Here is a 16,249-nt window from a genome sequence, read left to right as displayed (position 1 = left end):
AAAAGACAACACTTTTAAAATGCAAAGCACAAAGGATTACTTTGTTTTACAAGTATTGATTCCCAATAATGGATAAAGTGGACAAAAACTTACCAAACTGGTTAGCAAAAAGATGACGCCAAACGCCAATAAAACGTAGCCTAAAGTACCGGTAACCGTTCCGCTAAAATATAAATAAGCAAATACAGCGGCCAAAATCACCCTAATGCTTTTGTCTAAAGTTCCCATATTTTTCTTCATGATAAATTGTAATTTGTTGGTTTATAGCAAGTAAAGTTACTCAATTCATTTTTTAAAGAAATGATTTTTATCATGTCCTTTTTTTAGTCGAAATTTACAAGACTAAAATTCAATCATCATGTTAGAATTGCTAAAAGAAAGTTACGGTTTTGTTTTTGAAGAGTCACTTCTCGAAGAAATTGCTCAAGTGTCTCAACTCAGAACATTTGAAGAAGGTGAAATCCTGATTGATTTTGGCGATTATATTAAAACTATGCCTTTATTACTTTCGGGCGCGATTAAAATTCTCCGTGAAGATTTTGATGAAGGCGAATTGCTGCTCTATTTTTTAGAAAAAGGTGATACTTGTGCCATGACCATGGCTTGTTGTTTGGGAGAAACCAAAAGCGAAATCCGCGCCGTAGCCGAAACCAAAGGCAAAGTCGTGATGATTCCCGTAGGCAAAATGGAAGAATGGCTCGGCAAATACAAGAGCTGGAGAAATTACGTTTTCAATAGCTACAACAGTCGCTTGAAGGAAATGCTGATGGCCATTGACAATCTCGCTTTCATGAACATGGATGAAAGACTTTACAATTATTTGTTAGACAAAGCCCAAATCAACAAAACCAATTCCATTCAAAATACACATCAAGAGATTGCTTATGACTTGCATACTTCACGAGTTGTCATCTCTCGATTGCTGAAAGCTTTGGAAAATGAAGGTAAAATCAAGTTACATCGCGCCTCCATTGAGTTAATCCGTCCCTAAATTTTATTTCTTTCTTGTGTAACTTTTGATACTGATTGCTTCAATCGGTGTGACTACTTTTGTATTCGATGCAACTGATAATTATCATTCCGAATAAAAAATTGGAGTGCTACTTTTGAGAAAACTTTGAATATGAAATTAGAACAAATTTATACCGGATGTTTAGCACACGCTGCTTATTATTTGGAGTCCAATGGCGAAGCGGCTATTTTTGATCCTTTGCGAGAAGTACAACCTTATATCGACCGCGCCCGAAAAGACAATGCCAAAATCAAATACGTTTTCGAAACGCATTTCCATGCCGATTTTGTATCGGGACATTTGGATTTGGCCCAAAAAGAAAACGCTGTAATCGTTTATGGTCCAACAGCCAAACCGGGTTTTGAAGCTTTAGTAGCCAATGATAATCAGGTTTTTGACGTCGGCAATTGTAAAGTAAAAGCCATTCACACGCCAGGTCACACGATGGAAAGCACAACTTATTTAGTGATTGATGAAAACGGAAAAGAACATGGCATCATCACCGGAGATACTTTGTTTATTGGCGATGTTGGCCGACCTGATTTGGCCCAACACGTGATAGCCGATTTAACTCAAGACAAATTAGCGAGATTGCTTTATCATTCGCTTCGAGAAAAAATCATGCCTTTGTCAGATGATTTAATTGTTTACCCAAATCACGGTGCCGGAAGTGCTTGCGGCAAAATGATGAGCAAAGAAACCACCGATACTTTGGGCAACCAAAAACGAACCAATTATGCTTTAAATCCAAAGTTAACTGAAGACGAATTTGTTATTACACTTTTAACCGGTTTGACCACGCCACCGGCTTATTTTCCGAAAAATGTCTTAATGAATATTCAAGGCTATGAAAGTTTGGATACAGTAATGCACCGTGGTCAAAAACCCTATGATGCCAAAACTTTTGAAATCGTAGCGAATGAAACGCAAGCGCTAATTCTAGATACCCGAAAAGCTTCTGATTTTGCCCAAGGTTTTATTCCAAATAGTATAAACATCGGCTTAGAAAGCAATTTTGCGATGTGGGTTGGGGAATTGATACCCGATTTACAACAAGAGATTCTATTGGTAGCCGAAAACCACGAAAAAGTAGAAGAAGCTATTATCCGATTATCGAGAGTGGGTTATGACCACACAATTGGTTATTTGGAAGGTGGTTTTGAAGCTTGGGTAAAAGCCGGAAAAGAGGTTGACACTGTTAACAGAATCTCAGCAGATGATTTAGAAATTTTAGAAGAGATTCATTTGACCCCAATATTTGATGTCAGAAAGAAAAGCGAATTCGATTCCGAGCATTTAGTAGGTGCGATTAATATTCCGTTAAATGAGATTAATGAGCATTTGGATGATTTTCCCAAAGACAAACATTTCGTATTGCATTGCCTTGGCGGTTATCGCAGTATGATTGCAGCTTCCATTTTAAAACAAAGAGGTTTTGAGAATTTTGTGGATGTAATAGGTGGTTTCAATGAAATCAAATTAACGAACTTACCGATTACCAATTATGTTTGTCCTACGACTTTATTATAAATTTATAAAATGAAAAGAATATTGTTCTCCAACTGGCATTTGATGCGCTTTTTTAGATTAGGGTTTGCCTTATTCCTGTTTTATCAGGCTTATGAAACCCATCATTGGTTTTTTGTAGCTTTTGGCGTTTTCTTTTTATTTCAAGCTCTATTTAATTTAGGTTGTGGTTCCAGTGGTTGTAATTTAAATTATAAAACTCAAAAAAATGAATAATAGTTTCGACCAAATCATCAATTCAGAAAAACCGGTTTTAATCGATTTCTTTGCCACTTGGTGCGGACCATGTCAGGTGTTGGGACCCATTTTAAAAGAAGTTAAAGACAGTCTCGGAGAAAGGGTTTCCATAATTAAAGTTGATGTGGATAAAAACCAAGAGTTGGCAGCTATGCAACAAGTTCGCGGTGTACCAACCATGATATTGTTTCAAAACGGAAAGCAACTTTGGCGCCAATCCGGCGTTTTGCCCAAAGAAGAAATTATCAAAAATATTTTAGACAAAACCAATAATTAAATCATCATGGAACAGCAATTTGAAGTAGAGAATATTAAGTGCGGCGGATGTATGAACAGTATCAAAACAGCTTTGCTTAAAATTGAAGGGGTAACCGGAGTTGAAATTAATAAAGAAATTGATACTGTTTTGGTAACTGGAGAAGTGAATAGAGAATTAATCGTTGACAAGCTTAATGATTTAGGCTACCCCGAAAAAGGGAATAACACTTTGGTTAGAAAAGCAAAATCTTATGTGAACTGCGCCATCGGCCGAATGACAGACAACACTAATGAATAGTAAAGCAGTAATTGTCACTGTAATCGGAGTATTGATCGGAGCCATTGGCGGTTATGCTTATTATCATTTTATAGGTTGTGCCAGCGGGAGTTGTGCAATTACTTCTAAGCCCTTGAACGCAACTTTATACGGTGGCTTAATGGGCGGATTGTTGTTTAATATTTTTGTGCCAAAACCAAAGCAAGAAAAATAGTTGTTGTTTCGAAGCTTGATTCTTAAGTTAGTTTTAAGCTAAAATTTTGTTTGTCAAGGTTTTTAAAGATTACATTTGATAACAGTTAAATAGATTAATCCATTAAATAAATTATAAAAGATGAAAAAATTAGTTTCCGCATTTGCCGCTGTTGCGCTTTTGTTTGCCATGAATGTTAATGCTAGTAATGGTGAACCAAAACAAAAAAAGAAAAAAGCAAAAACTGAAAAGTCTTGCTCAACCGAAGAGAAAAAAGAGTGCAGTACTGAGAAAAAAGCCGGTTGTTGCGCTTCAAAAAAAGCTTAATTATACCTTTAAGTTTAGTTTAAAAACGCCTCAATTTAGAGGCGTTTTTTTTATGTAACAAATGTTGCAAAACAGTATGTTGAGAATAGATAGCTTTGGTGAAATATTCTTAATATGAAATTTCTTTATACTTTGCTGTTTTTAGGATTGACCAATGTGATTTTTTCACAATCTACATTTGATTACCAAGTACAACTCAATCCGATTACCATTGCCAATTTTCCCGGAATCCATTCGTATGCTTTTGGTCAATCCAATGGTAAATGGCTAATAATAGGCGGAAGAGTCGATGGAATTCACGCAAGACAACCGTTTAATGCTTTTCCGGCTTCAAACAATAATACCAATATTTATGTAGTTGATGTCGTGACAAATCAAGTGTGGTCAACTTCCATAGATGTTCTGCCAACCACTTTAAAAGAGCAATTGCAAGCCAGTAATTTCAATTTTTACCAAGACGAAAATACACTTTATATTATCGGAGGTTATGCTTTTTCAGTATCAGCCAATGATCACATTACGTTTGATAAAATGACATCGATTGATGTTCCGGGTTTGATTAATTCAGTAGTTAATGGCACTTCCATTTTGCCTCATTTCAAACAAATGACCGATGCCAATTTTGCCATCACCGGTGGACAATTAGGAAAAATAAACAACACATTTTATTTAATTGGCGGCCATCGTTTTGACGGAAGATACAATCCGATGAATAACCCAACCTTTACCCAAACCTATTCCAATCAAATTAGAAAATTTTTCATCGATAATTCTGAAACCCAATTGAGTATTTCCAATTATGAAGCGATAACTGATGCGGTTCATTTACACCGAAGAGACTACAATTTGTTGCCTCAAATTTTCCCCGATGGTTCTCAAGGCTATACGATTTCGTCCGGCGTTTTTCAAATCAATGTCGACTTACCGTTTTTATATCCCGTTGACATCAAACCCGAAGGTTATTTTCCGCAAACGTCTTTCAACCAATATTTGAGCAATTACCACAGTGCCAAATCTTGTTTGTACGATGCTACCGAAAATCGTATGCACAATCTCTTTTTTGGAGGAATCAGTCAGTATTATTACAACGGAACTACTTTGGTTCAGGACAATAATGTTCCCTTTGTCAATACCATCAGCCGAACTACAAGATTCGCCGACGGTTCTTTACAAGAATACCAACTGCCCGAAACCATGCCGGCTTTAAAAGGCGCAAGTGCCGAATTTATACCGAATAAATCATTACCACATTTCAGTAACGAGGTCATAAAACTAAGCGAGATTACTACGGATGAATTTGTAATCGGGCACATTGTTGGCGGATTGACCAGTCCAAGTGCGAATCCGTTTTCAGTCAATAATACTTCAACCACTTCAGCCAATGCTACTATTTATGAAGTAAAATTGATTAAAAATCTTCCTTTAGGTGTTCAACCCATTGAAGGCAAAAATCCGTTTTCAATGACCGTTGCTCCAAATCCGACCGAAAGCAGTACTGTGAGAATCAATTTTAAAATGGCTTATGCCACTAACATTGATTACTTTGTTTCTACCATGGACGGTAAAATTGTTTTAGACGGTGAAATTGAAGCTACTACACAAGGTGATAATGGTATGAATTTCGAACTGGATGGAATTTCCAATCAAACAGTAATCATCACTTTTATATTCGATAATAAGTTTTATGTTTCCCAAAAAGTGATTGTAAAATAAATCAATTCAATACCACTATATTTTTGAGTGCCTGAGAAATCAGGCATTTTTTTATGCCCAAATGCCTCTGTAACAATTGTAACTGTACACGCTTTTCTACAGCAGTATTTTTGCTTCATAATTCAGATAAACTAAGATGAATATGAACAAAATAATAGTAACCACAGGATTTTTATTCTTATCAATTTTCGGATTTAGCCAAGATACTTTGTCTATTTCCAAAAGCGATTTGAAACAAAAAGTATCCGAAAAAAACCTGCAAATCAAAATCGCTGATAAAAACTACCAATCGGCTAAAGCGGATTACCGCCAATCAAATGCACTCTTTTTGCCCAATATTACTATGTCTTATACCGGAATGGCTACTACCAATCCGTTAATGGCTTTTGGTTCCAAATTAAATCAGGAAATCTTAACCCAATCCGATTTCAATCCGGCTTTGTTGAATGACCCGAAAACCACGCAAAACTTTGCCACTAAAATCGAAATCCAACAACCACTACTCAACGTTGACGGCATTTTTGGAAGACAAGCGGCCAAAGCCAAAATGGAAGCCTTTCAATTGCAAACGAAACGAACTCAAGAGTATTTAGAACTCGAAGTGACTAAGGCTTACATGCAACTCCAATTGGCGTATAAAGCCGTTCGTGTTTTGGAAAAAGCAGAGTCAACGGCTAAAGCCAATTTAAAATTGGTCGACAATTATTTCAAACAAGGTTTGTTGCAAAAGACCGATGTGTTGAATGTTCAAGTACGCGTAAATGACATTTCAAATCAATTGCAATACGCCAAAAGCAATGTGCAAAATGCCTCCGATTATTTGGCTTTTCTGTTAAACGAAGACACTCAAGGCAAAACCTTTAAACCTTCAGAAGAACTGGAAAATTCCATTAAGGTTGAAGCTATAAACACCCAATTATCCGAGAATAGAAAAGACATTCAAGCGATGGATAAATCATCCGAAGCGTATCAAAAAATGATGGTCATGAGCAAAATGAATTTTTTACCAAGATTAAACGCTTTCGGAAGTTATGAGTTGTACGACAGTCAGTTTTTAGGCACAGCTGCCAAAGGATATTTGGTTGGAGCACAATTGTCTTGGAACGTTTTCGACGGTTACAAATCCATCGGAAAATACGACAAAGCCAAAGCCGATTTCCAAAAAGCTGCCATCGAAACCGAGCAATACAAAAAGCAAAGCCAACTCGAATTAAGCAAAACCAATCGACAACTAAAAGATACTGAGAACAAAGTCGGTTTGTCGCAAATGGCCTTCGAACAATCACAAGAAGCTTATCGCATTCGCCAAAATCGCTTCACCCAAGGCTTAGAAAAAACCACTGATTTATTGACTGCCGAAACCCAAATGATTCAAAAGGAATTAGAGCATTTGCAAGCGGTTTTTGAGTACAATTTCACCCAACAGTATTTACAATTTTTGACCCAATAGTATTAAGACAATTATAAAACAGAACAACATGAACAATAAAATAATAACCACGCTATTGCTATCGACTTTCTTATTCCTTTCTTGTGGAAAAGACCGAAAAGAAATTACAGATAACGCAGCGGCTATCCCGGTAAAAGTTAGTGGAATGACTGCGCAAAACAATGGTTCTTTTGTAACCGCCAGCGGCAAAATTGAAGCCGAAAACAGTGCCAATGTCAGTACCCGAATGATGGGTTACGTGACCAAAGTACATGTGAAAGTCGGGCAAAAAGTTAGCGCCGGACAATTGATGGTAAGCATCAACGCTACCGATTTACAAGCCAAAAAAGCCCAAGTAGATGCGTCTATTTTGCAAGCTACAGCTTCGTTTAATAATGCTAAAAAAGACTACGAAAGATTCACGGCATTATTCAACCAACAAAGTGCTTCTCAAAAAGAGTTAGACGACATGACTTCGCGCTACGAAATGGCCAAAGCCGGATTGGATGCCGCTAAGCAAATGCGCAATGAAGTTTTAGCCCAATTCAATTACAGCAATATCACCGCGCCGTTTTCGGGCGAAGTGACTAATACTTTTGTCAAAGAAGGCGATATGGCGAATCCGGGAATGCCGTTAGTAAGTATCGAAGGTGTTTCGCGTTTGCAAGTTACTGCCATGGTTTCGGAAAGTGATATAGCCAACATTCAAAACGGAATGGCTGTAAAAATTTTAGTAAAATCCATCAACAAAGAAGTAACCGGAAAAGTGATTGAAGTCAGCAGTTCGGCTAAAAATACCGGCGGACAGTATTTGGTAAAAGTCAGTTTGAACCAAATCGACAAAGCCATTTTATCCGGCATGTTTGTTAATGTTCAATTCCCTGTGGCCAATAAAACTCAAACGACTACCACAACCGATAAAGTGTTGGTACCCGAAAGTGCTTTGGTCAAACAAGGCCAACTCACCGGAATTTACACTATTGGTAACGGTAACAAAGCCATATTAAGATGGTTGCGCATCGGGAAAACTTTTGGCAACCAAGTCGAGGTTTTATCAGGCTTATCGGCTGAAGAACAATACATCGTTTCGGCAAAAGGTAAGTTGTATAATGGCGCAAAAGTTTCTATCCAATAGATTCTGAAAATCTAACAATCCAACAATCTAAAAATCTAAAAATGCAAGAAGGTATATCAGGTAAAATCGCCCATTTTTTCATCAATTCGAAATTAACAATACTGTTAATGGTTGGGTTAATGATCATCGGCGTATACAGTTCGTTTCTGATTCCAAGAGAAGAAGAACCACAAATCAATGTTCCGATGGCCGACGTAATGGTGGGTTATCCCGGTGCGAGTCCGAGTGAAGTCGAAAGTCGAGTAGTGAAACCTTTAGAGAAAATCCTTTCCAATATCAAAGGAGTAGAACACGTGCACAGTATGGCGATGAACGGTCAGGCGATGTTGATTGTTCAGTTTTATGTTGGGCAAGATGTGGAACGTTCCTATGTAAAATTATACGATGTGTTGGCCAAACACGAAAATATGTTTCCGCAAGGCGTGTACAAACCTTTGGTAAAAACGCGTTCTATTGACGATGTTCCGATGTTAGGGTTAACACTTTGGAGCGAAAAACTAAACGATTTCGAAATTCGTCAAATAGCCGAAGAAGTGACTTCGGAAATTGAAAAAGTAAAAGATGTCGCCATCACCAAAGAAATCGGTGGCCGAAACCGCGAAGTGAAAGTGGTTTTAGACAAAGATAAAATGGCGGAAAACGGTGTCGATGCGTTGAGCATTATGCAAATGATTCAAGCTAATAACGGCAGTTCGCAATCCGGAAGTTTTGTTTCAGCCGATAAAGAATATTTGTTGACAACCGGAGAATTTCTAAAATCTTCAGAAGATATAGAGAATTTAGTGGTTGGTGTCAATGCTAATCTGCCGGTATACTTAAAACAAGTAGCCTCAGTGCAAGACGGACCGTCAACGCCGAGAAGTTACGTGTCTTTTGGGAACGGCAAAGCCAATGAAAAATTCGCCAAAAACAATTCGGAATATCCGGCCGTAACGATTTCTATCGGTAAAGTAAAAGGTGCCGATGCGATGAAAATTTCCGAAAAGATTTTGGAGAAAGTCGAGCATCTGAAACAAACCATTATCACCGATGATATTCACGTAGAAGTAACGCGTAATTACGGTGAAACCGCTTCGGATAAAGTAGGCGAGTTGTTGCTGCATTTAGGCATTGCGATTATTGCGGTAACACTTTTGGTCATGTTGGCCATGGGTTGGCGCGGTGGTTTAGTGGTTTTCTTTTCAGTACCATTGACGTTTGCTTTGACATTATTCGCCTATTATATATTGGGATACACGTTAAATCGTATCACTTTATTCGCCTTAGTTTTCGTAGTAGGAATTGTGGTAGACGACAGTATCATCATCGCCGAAAACATGCACCGTCACTTCAAAATGAAGCGATTGCCATTCAAACAAGCGGCTATTTATGCGATTAATGAAGTTGGGAACCCAACCATTTTAGCCACGTTCACGGTTATTGCGGCGATTTTGCCAATGGCTTTCGTATCAGGAATGATGGGACCATACATGAGTCCGATGCCGATTGGTGCTTCGATTGCAATGTTGTTGTCCTTGTTTGTGGCGTTGACTGTTACACCTTACTTGGGTTACCATTTATTACACGAAAAAGAAGAACAAGAACAAAAAGCCGAACAAGGATTAGAAACATCATGGATTTATAAAGTCTACAGCAAAATGGAAAGACCATTTTTAGAAAGTTCTAAAAAGCGTCGTTTGATGTTAGGTATCACCGTTTTATTGTTAATAGGTTCGGTTTTGATGTTTTTTACCAAATCGGTAGCCGTGAAGATGTTACCATTTGACAATAAAAACGAATTCCAAGTCGTTATTGACATGCCCGAAGGAACGACTTTAGAAAGAACGGCTGCGGTAACTCAGGAAATTGCGCAATACCTTTCTACAGTGCCCGAAGTGGTAAATTATCAGAATTACATCGGTACATCTGCTCCGATTACGTTTAACGGTTTAGTGCGTCATTACGATATGCGTGGTGGCAGCAATATGGCCGATATTCAAGTGAATTTGTTGCACAAAGAAGACCGCGATTTACAAAGTCACGACATCGCCAAAATCGTGCGTCCCGAAATCCAAAAGATTGCCAAAAAATATGCTGCGAATGTCAAAATTATAGAAGTGCCACCAGGACCGCCGGTATTATCAACATTGGTAGCGGAAATCTATGGACCGAATTATAAGGAGCAAATCAAAGTCGCCAATCAAGTAAAAACCATTTTAGAAAATACCACGGATATAGTTGATGTAGATTGGATGACTGAAGACGACCAAACGGAATATAAATTAGTAGTCGATAAAGAAAAAGCAATGCTCAACGGAATCGCTCCGCAGCAAGTTGTAGGCAATTTGACTTATTTGCTTAAAGAGTATCCGGTTTCTAATTTGTATGATGAAAATTCAAATGACAATGTTGGTATAGTTTTGTCTTTGGATGATAAAGACAAAACAAGTTTACAAGACATTCAAAGTCTGAAAATCAAAGGCAATCGCGGGAATGTAGTTCCGGTAAGTGATTTGGTCAAAGTGGTTCAAGATACCTTGCAAAAAACTATTTACCGCAAAGACCAAAAGAGAGTGGTTTATGTAACAGCTGACATGGCAGGCGATTTGGAAAGCCCGGTGTATGCGATTTTAGGCATGAATGAAAAACTCCAGAAAATGCATTTGCCAAAAGGATATAAAGTCAATGAATTGTACATGGAACAGCCATCCGATGAAAGTGATTTCACCGTAAAATGGGATGGCGAATGGCAAATTACCTTGGAAGTCTTCCGTGATTTGGGAGCAGCTTTTTTAATCGTGATTGTCATCATTTACATGTTGATTGTAGGTTGGTTTCAAAATTTCAAAACCCCGATGGTAATGATGATGGCGATTCCGCTTTCGTTAGTCGGGATTGTATTGGGTCATTGGTTGTTGGGCGCTTTCTTTACCGCAACTTCTTTTATTGGTATGATTGCTTTGGCCGGAGTTATGGTTCGAAATTCGGTCTTATTGATTGATTTTATTGAGATTCGATTGAAAGATGGCATACCGTTGAAACAAGCTATCATTGAAGCCGGAGCAGTTCGAACTACGCCAATTTTATTAACAACCGGCGCAGTGGTTATTGGAGCATCCATCATTTTATTCGACCCGATTTTCCAAGGCTTAGCAATTTCGTTGGTGTTTGGAGCGATTGTGTCGACTTTGCTCACGCTAATTGTTGTGCCTTTGATTTATTATATCACCGAAAGAAAAAAATGGGAAAATTAATTTAAATTATAAGAATATGAAAAACAGAATTATCAGAGCCGTAGCCGGAACTTTCATCTTACTCAGTTTGCTGTTGGCAATTTACGTCAATCAGAATTGGCTATGGTTTACCGCTTTTGTCGGAGTTAATTTATTGCAATCTTCTATCACCAAATGGTGTTTGATGGAAGATATTTTAGACAAGTTAGGCGTTAAAGACTAATCACTAAGCCACCTTCGGGTGGTTTTTTATTGTTGTTATTTTTACAAAAGCATTACATTTGGTAACATTTTTATCATTCATTAGTCCAATACACATCAAAAACATACTTTTATGAAATTATTAACTAAACTAATCCTTGGTTTATTCTCAGCGCTATTGCTTGTTAGTTGTAACCAAAAAGAAGCCGATTTTATAGATCCTTTATTGACTAACAGAGACACAACGGTTAATCCCGGAGATGACTTTTTTATGTATGCTAATGGCGGTTGGTTCAAACGAAATCCGATTCCGGCAAGCGAAAGAAGTAACGGTATTTTTCGTACTATAGGAGATACTATCAATTCGCAAATCAAACAAATTTGTGAAAAATCAGCGGAAATGACTGATGCTCCTAAAGGTAGTAACGAACAAAAAATAGGCGATTTCTATGCTTCCGGTATGGATACTTTGCAAATTGAAAAATTAGGATTATCACCTTTAAAAGCTGATTTGAATAGAATTAAAGCCATCAATGATATTCCTTCATTATTAAATACTATTGCTTATTTGCATACCATCGGAGCTAATCCTGCGTTTTCTTTGTATGTAGGACAAGACGATAAAAACAGCTCGAAGTATGCTATTTTCTTGGGGCAAGGCGGATTAGGATTGGGCAACCGGGATTATTATTTCAATACTGATAAAGAAACGGTAAATATTCGGGCCGAATATGTAAAGCATATTGAAAAAATGAATTTGCTCATTGGAAAAAATTTAGAGATTGCAAAATCGAATGCGCAAGTTATCATGAAATTGGAAACAGAGTTGGCTAAAAACTCTAGAGAGCTTGAAGAACTTCGAGATCCGATAAAGAATTACAACAAAATGGGCATGGCACAAATTAATAGTGCTACTCCTAACATCGATTGGAAACTGATGACAGCTGCTATGGGTATCAAGAATGCCGATACGGTAATCGTAGGCCAACCTGAATTCTACAAAGCGCTTAACCAAATGGTTAAAAGCTATACTGTTGAGGATTGGAAAACTTATTTAGAATGGGATTTGGTCAATTCTTACGCTTCCTATTTACACAATGCGATTGAAAAGCAAAACTTTTATTTCTATTCAACAGTAATGAGTGGTGTGAAAGAACAAAAACCACGTTGGAAACGAATTGTAGAACAAACGGATGGCTCTTTAGGCGAATTGATTGGACAGGTCTATGTAAAAGATTATTTGCCAAAGGGTTCAAAGGAAAAGCTTCTCGAAATCGGTAACAATATCCGTGATGTTTATGCTGAGCGTATTAAAACCTTAGATTGGATGAGCGAGGAAACGAAGAAAAAAGCTTTGTTCAAACTCAGTAAAATTGTGATGAAAGTAGGCTATCCGGACAAATGGAAAGACATGAGCAGTGTAAACATTAATCGAGGTACTTTTTTAGCCAACGTAATGGCGACTAACAAATGGGCCATCAACACTATGATTTCTAAGTATGGTAAACCGGTAGACAGAACCGAATGGGGAATGTATCCACAGACGTATAATGCTTATTACAGTCCATCTAACAATGAAATTTGTGTTCCGGCTTGTAACATTCTAGTACCGGGATTTGAAGGCAGAATGCCGGATGATGCAGTTTTATATGGAATAATTGGCGGTTCAACTTTCGGGCACGAAATCACCCACGGATTTGATGACCAAGGCAGTCAATATGACGAAAAAGGCAACTTAAACAATTGGTGGACTGCTGAAGATTTGAAAAAATTCAAAGCCAAAACCAAATTGATTGTGGACCAATTTAGTCAATACGAAGCTTTACCGGGCAAATTTGTAAACGGTGATGCTACGCAAGGCGAAAACATAGCCGATTTAGGCGGAGTTGTAATGGGATTTGAAGCCTTTAAAAAATCGGCTCAATATAAAAACAAAGAAAAAATTAGTGGGTTAACTCCGGAGCAACGTTTCTTCTTAGCTTATGGCTACGCTTGGATGGTGAATATCAAACCGGAATCATTAGCCCAGCAATTACTAACCGACGTACACGCACCGGCCAAATACAGAATCAACGGGCCATTGGAAAACAATCCGGATTTTCATAAAGCTTTCAACATTAAACCGGGAAGCAAAATGCGAAGACCGGATAATTTGAAAGTGGTTATTTGGTAAAAAAGTAAAATCCCTAATTGAAAGATTAGGGATTTTTTTTATTTCACAGCAGTTGCTTCTTCATATCTTTCGGAAACTTTTTTCCAGTTGATGACTTTAAAGAAGGCTTCGATGTATTTTTTACGTTTGTAACGGTAATCTAAATAGTAAGCGTGTTCCCAAACGTCCAAACACAAAATAGGTATTCCTTTTACGGTTTGGGTTGGCATTAAAGGATTGTCTTGGTTGGGTGTACTTGTCACCGATAACTTTCCCGCCTTGTCTACGATTAGCCAGGCCCAACCTGAACCAAATTGTTTTTCAGCAGCATCAATAAATTGGTTTTTAAAGACTTCAAAGGATCCAAAATCTCGGGTAATCACTGTTGCTAAAGTATCTTTTGGTTGTTCTTCCGATTTTGGCGCCAAACCTTCAAAAAATAAAGTGTGATTGTAATAGCCACCGGCATTGTTTCGTAAATCGGCATTGTTCATGTCGAGTTTTTTCAAGATATCTTCAATGGCCAAATCAACCATCAAAGGATCGGCCTCAATTAATTTGTTTAAGTTATTGGTATACGTTAAATAATGTTTGGAGTAATGCACTTCCATCGTCAGAATATCAATACTCGGCATTAATGCATTGTATTCATAGGGTAATTTGGCCAGAGCAAATTGTCCTTCATCAGCAGTAACATCATCAGGATGTCCAATGGTTACTTTTTCTTCAGCGGAAGGCAATGGCACTTCGACAACTTCAGTCAATTTTTTTTTGTTACAAGATGTCAGTATTATAAAAGAAAAACACAATGCCAATGCAATACCCTTTTTCATAATTTATTTTTTTCGTTTACAATAGCATGGATGGCTTCAATGTATAATTCTTTAGCTTCGTCTACGGATAAATGACTGATTTGCATCCAAGCATTGGTTTTAAAAGCATTTCTTAAATCAAAACTGGAAGAATTGTTATAGCCAATAGTACCAAAAGTAGCTTGTTTGTAATAGGCATACAAACGCAACTGTACATCTTGCGGCAATGATGACTGTGTCATTTGGGAAGCAATTTCCACGGCTTCCAGAAATCGAACTTCTAATTCTTTTTCAGACATGTTTTATCCTAATTATTTGGAAGCGATAACCGTTTGGTTACCTACAGCATTTTGTTTTAAAGCAACGTCAACTTTTGTTCCTATCGGAAAATAAATATCTACTCTCGAACCGAATTTGATAAAACCGGCATCATCACCTTGAACGACTTGTTGTCCTTCTTCGGCATAGTTTACTATTCTGCGTGCCAATGCACCGGCGATCTGTCGGTATAAAACTTCGCCAAAGGCGGAGGTCTCAATTACTACAGTTGTTCTTTCGTTTTCAGTACTGGCTTTCGGATGCCATGCAACCAAATATTTTCCCGGATGGTATTTGCTGAATTTGATTTTCCCGGAAGCACCATAACGTGTTACGTGTACATTGATGGGTGACATAAAAATCGAAACTTGTAATCTTTTGTCTTTAAAATACTCTTCTTCATATACCTCTTCAATGACTACTACTTTGCCGTCAACCGGAGCCAAAAAGTAATTGTCATTTGGTACGATCTTTCTGTTAGGGTTTCTGAAGAATTGTAAAATCATTACAAAAAGGAAAATGACAACCAGCTGTATAGCTATTCTGAGCCAAGTCAAACTCACAAATTTATCGGCTAATAATAAAGCTACGATAAAGCTTATTATTCCTATGAAAATGATTTTATAACCTTCTTTATGAAACATAATAAATAATTTGGTAAAACAAATAAACAAATGGTGCTACAAATATAATACTATCCAAGCGATCTAGAAAACCTCCGTGACCGGGCATGATATTGCCACTGTCTTTCACGCCGGCGATTCTTTTAAATTTTGATTCAATCAAATCACCTAAAGTGCCGAAAGCACTAACAATCATCGCTATGATAATCCATTTGATGGTGGTTTCATCGGGTTTGTTGATGTAAAATTCAGCCAATAAAATTCCGGCTACGACCGCAAAAATAACACCTCCAACAAAACCTTCAATAGTTTTCTTAGGCGAAATTCTCTCGAAGAGTTTGTTTTTCCCCATCGTAATACCAACTAAATAAGCAAAAGTATCATTGGCCCAAATAATGACTAAAATGCTGATGATAATTTCGGGAACATATTGGTTGTTGATAAAAGGAATTTTGGTAAAAATAATAATTGGAATGATGAGGTAGCCAATCAGGAAAACGTATTTGGCTTGCGTATCCAGAAATCTATCCTTTTTTTCAAACAGAAACAATAATGACCGAATTGAAACCAGCAAAGCTGCAATTAACAATAAAATTTCGTTGGTTTTAACCGTATTGTTTAAGTTGAAAAGTATATAACCAACGGTCGCTATCACAAGCGGGAAAATAGGTTTTAGCGAAACTAATTTGCAGAATTCCACTACTGAAAAAAGCAATAGTAAACCGAACAACAACAAAAAGCTATATTGGGAATATAAAGTCGCGCCTACTAACAACAGTACATAAACTGCGCCGGATAAAGCTCTTGTTACGGTAGTCGTCAT

Annotated in this window: 18 protein-coding genes; 13 read left to right on the top strand and 5 right to left on the bottom strand. The window is 37.5% G+C overall.

What is annotated here, in order from left to right; genetic code table 11:
* Window positions 1-36 precede the first annotated feature (36 nt).
* A complete protein-coding gene (locus ICG50_RS10920; protein ID WP_187660956.1) occupies window positions 37-240 on the bottom strand; it encodes a YgaP family membrane protein in 204 nt (67 codons plus the stop codon).
* Between the two features lie 118 nt (window positions 241-358).
* Here ICG50_RS10920 and ICG50_RS10915 point away from each other — a divergent pair, with 118 nt between their 5' ends.
* The 13 genes from ICG50_RS10915 to ICG50_RS10855 all read left to right on the top strand — a co-directional run bounded on the left by ICG50_RS10915 (window position 359) and on the right by ICG50_RS10855 (window position 13,694).
* Window positions 359-991 (top strand): Crp/Fnr family transcriptional regulator, encoded by a 633-nt coding sequence (locus ICG50_RS10915; RefSeq protein ID WP_187660955.1) that lies wholly within the window; start codon window positions 359-361, stop codon window positions 989-991.
* A 132-nt stretch (window positions 992-1,123) separates the two neighbouring features.
* On the top strand, window positions 1,124-2,542 hold the full coding sequence (locus ICG50_RS10910; RefSeq protein ID WP_187660954.1) for an MBL fold metallo-hydrolase: 1,419 nt from the start codon (window positions 1,124-1,126) through the stop codon (window positions 2,540-2,542).
* Between the two features lie 9 nt (window positions 2,543-2,551).
* On the top strand, window positions 2,552-2,755 hold the full coding sequence (locus ICG50_RS10905; RefSeq protein WP_187660953.1) for a hypothetical protein: 204 nt from the start codon (window positions 2,552-2,554) through the stop codon (window positions 2,753-2,755).
* Window positions 2,748-3,053 carry a thioredoxin gene (trxA, locus tag ICG50_RS10900; RefSeq protein ID WP_187660952.1) on the top strand — a complete coding sequence of 102 codons (306 nt, stop codon included), beginning with the start codon at window positions 2,748-2,750 and terminating at the stop codon, window positions 3,051-3,053. Before ICG50_RS10905 ends, trxA begins: the two co-directional genes overlap by 8 nt.
* Before the next feature lie 6 nt (window positions 3,054-3,059).
* A complete protein-coding gene (locus tag ICG50_RS10895) occupies window positions 3,060-3,332 on the top strand; it encodes a heavy-metal-associated domain-containing protein (protein ID WP_187660951.1) in 273 nt (90 codons plus the stop codon).
* A complete protein-coding gene (locus tag ICG50_RS10890; protein WP_187660950.1) occupies window positions 3,325-3,525 on the top strand; it encodes a DUF6132 family protein in 201 nt (66 codons plus the stop codon). The genes ICG50_RS10895 and ICG50_RS10890 overlap by 8 nt, the downstream gene beginning before the upstream one ends.
* A gap of 120 nt (window positions 3,526-3,645) precedes the next feature.
* The gene (locus tag ICG50_RS10885; RefSeq protein ID WP_187660949.1) at window positions 3,646-3,831 is read left to right on the top strand and encodes a hypothetical protein; all 186 of its coding nucleotides are present in this window, start codon (window positions 3,646-3,648) and stop codon (window positions 3,829-3,831) included.
* 114 nt (window positions 3,832-3,945) lie between these two features.
* On the top strand, window positions 3,946-5,544 hold the full coding sequence (locus ICG50_RS10880) for a hypothetical protein (RefSeq protein ID WP_187660948.1): 1,599 nt from the start codon (window positions 3,946-3,948) through the stop codon (window positions 5,542-5,544).
* Between the two features lie 142 nt (window positions 5,545-5,686).
* Complete coding sequence (locus ICG50_RS10875; protein WP_187660947.1) at window positions 5,687-6,994, top strand: TolC family protein; 1,308 nt, start codon at window positions 5,687-5,689, stop codon at window positions 6,992-6,994.
* A 28-nt stretch (window positions 6,995-7,022) separates the two neighbouring features.
* Window positions 7,023-8,108 (top strand): efflux RND transporter periplasmic adaptor subunit, encoded by a 1,086-nt coding sequence (locus ICG50_RS10870; RefSeq protein WP_187660946.1) that lies wholly within the window; start codon window positions 7,023-7,025, stop codon window positions 8,106-8,108.
* A gap of 41 nt (window positions 8,109-8,149) precedes the next feature.
* Entirely contained in the window at window positions 8,150-11,341 is a 3,192-nt protein-coding gene (locus tag ICG50_RS10865) for an efflux RND transporter permease subunit (protein ID WP_187660945.1), read from the top strand.
* Window positions 11,342-11,357: 16 nt separating this feature from the next.
* Window positions 11,358-11,543 (top strand): YgaP family membrane protein, encoded by a 186-nt coding sequence (locus ICG50_RS10860; protein ID WP_187660944.1) that lies wholly within the window; start codon window positions 11,358-11,360, stop codon window positions 11,541-11,543.
* 111 nt (window positions 11,544-11,654) lie between these two features.
* Window positions 11,655-13,694, top strand: a complete 2,040-nt coding sequence (locus ICG50_RS10855) for a M13 family metallopeptidase (protein ID WP_187660943.1) — start codon at window positions 11,655-11,657, stop codon at window positions 13,692-13,694.
* Window positions 13,695-13,732: 38 nt separating this feature from the next.
* Here the strand turns inward: ICG50_RS10855 and ICG50_RS10850 are convergent, their stop codons facing one another.
* From ICG50_RS10850 to ICG50_RS10835, 4 genes are read right to left on the bottom strand one after another with little or no spacing between them, the layout of a single operon-like run.
* Window positions 13,733-14,506, bottom strand: coding sequence for a superoxide dismutase (locus tag ICG50_RS10850; RefSeq protein WP_187660942.1), 774 nt, complete (start codon window positions 14,504-14,506; stop codon window positions 13,733-13,735).
* Window positions 14,503-14,784, bottom strand: coding sequence for an acyl-CoA-binding protein (locus ICG50_RS10845; protein ID WP_187660941.1), 282 nt, complete (start codon window positions 14,782-14,784; stop codon window positions 14,503-14,505). Before ICG50_RS10845 ends, ICG50_RS10850 begins: the two co-directional genes overlap by 4 nt.
* A gap of 12 nt (window positions 14,785-14,796) precedes the next feature.
* Window positions 14,797-15,447, bottom strand: coding sequence for a phosphatidylserine decarboxylase family protein (locus ICG50_RS10840; protein ID WP_187660940.1), 651 nt, complete (start codon window positions 15,445-15,447; stop codon window positions 14,797-14,799).
* A complete protein-coding gene (locus ICG50_RS10835; RefSeq protein ID WP_187660939.1) occupies window positions 15,437-16,249 on the bottom strand; it encodes a phosphatidate cytidylyltransferase in 813 nt (270 codons plus the stop codon). The genes ICG50_RS10840 and ICG50_RS10835 overlap by 11 nt, the downstream gene beginning before the upstream one ends.

The organism is Flavobacterium buctense (genome assembly GCF_014486695.1).
Lineage (GTDB): Bacteria > Bacteroidota > Bacteroidia > Flavobacteriales > Flavobacteriaceae > Flavobacterium > Flavobacterium buctense.
Note: the sequence above shows the minus strand (reverse complement) of the source record. Positions and strands in the feature narration are given on the sequence as shown.

Excerpts from the sequence above, each read along its gene's own strand:
- ICG50_RS10920 (WP_187660956.1), bottom strand. The coding sequence starts at position 240 with ATGAAGAAAAATATGGGAACTTTAGACAAAAGCATTAGGGTGATTTTG.
- ICG50_RS10915 (WP_187660955.1), top strand. The coding sequence starts at position 359 with ATGTTAGAATTGCTAAAAGAAAGTTACGGTTTTGTTTTTGAAGAGTCA.
- ICG50_RS10910 (WP_187660954.1), top strand. The coding sequence starts at position 1,124 with ATGAAATTAGAACAAATTTATACCGGATGTTTAGCACACGCTGCTTAT.
- ICG50_RS10905 (WP_187660953.1), top strand. The coding sequence starts at position 2,552 with ATGAAAAGAATATTGTTCTCCAACTGGCATTTGATGCGCTTTTTTAGA.
- trxA (WP_187660952.1), top strand. The coding sequence starts at position 2,748 with ATGAATAATAGTTTCGACCAAATCATCAATTCAGAAAAACCGGTTTTA.
- ICG50_RS10895 (WP_187660951.1), top strand. The coding sequence starts at position 3,060 with ATGGAACAGCAATTTGAAGTAGAGAATATTAAGTGCGGCGGATGTATG.
- ICG50_RS10890 (WP_187660950.1), top strand. The coding sequence starts at position 3,325 with ATGAATAGTAAAGCAGTAATTGTCACTGTAATCGGAGTATTGATCGGA.
- ICG50_RS10885 (WP_187660949.1), top strand. The coding sequence starts at position 3,646 with ATGAAAAAATTAGTTTCCGCATTTGCCGCTGTTGCGCTTTTGTTTGCC.
- ICG50_RS10880 (WP_187660948.1), top strand. The coding sequence starts at position 3,946 with ATGAAATTTCTTTATACTTTGCTGTTTTTAGGATTGACCAATGTGATT.
- ICG50_RS10875 (WP_187660947.1), top strand. The coding sequence starts at position 5,687 with ATGAACAAAATAATAGTAACCACAGGATTTTTATTCTTATCAATTTTC.
- ICG50_RS10870 (WP_187660946.1), top strand. The coding sequence starts at position 7,023 with ATGAACAATAAAATAATAACCACGCTATTGCTATCGACTTTCTTATTC.
- ICG50_RS10865 (WP_187660945.1), top strand. The coding sequence starts at position 8,150 with ATGCAAGAAGGTATATCAGGTAAAATCGCCCATTTTTTCATCAATTCG.
- ICG50_RS10860 (WP_187660944.1), top strand. The coding sequence starts at position 11,358 with ATGAAAAACAGAATTATCAGAGCCGTAGCCGGAACTTTCATCTTACTC.
- ICG50_RS10855 (WP_187660943.1), top strand. The coding sequence starts at position 11,655 with ATGAAATTATTAACTAAACTAATCCTTGGTTTATTCTCAGCGCTATTG.
- ICG50_RS10850 (WP_187660942.1), bottom strand. The coding sequence starts at position 14,506 with ATGAAAAAGGGTATTGCATTGGCATTGTGTTTTTCTTTTATAATACTG.
- ICG50_RS10845 (WP_187660941.1), bottom strand. The coding sequence starts at position 14,784 with ATGTCTGAAAAAGAATTAGAAGTTCGATTTCTGGAAGCCGTGGAAATT.
- ICG50_RS10840 (WP_187660940.1), bottom strand. The coding sequence starts at position 15,447 with ATGTTTCATAAAGAAGGTTATAAAATCATTTTCATAGGAATAATAAGC.
- ICG50_RS10835 (WP_187660939.1), bottom strand. The coding sequence starts at position 16,249 with ATGACGACTACCGTAACAAGAGCTTTATCCGGCGCAGTTTATGTACTG.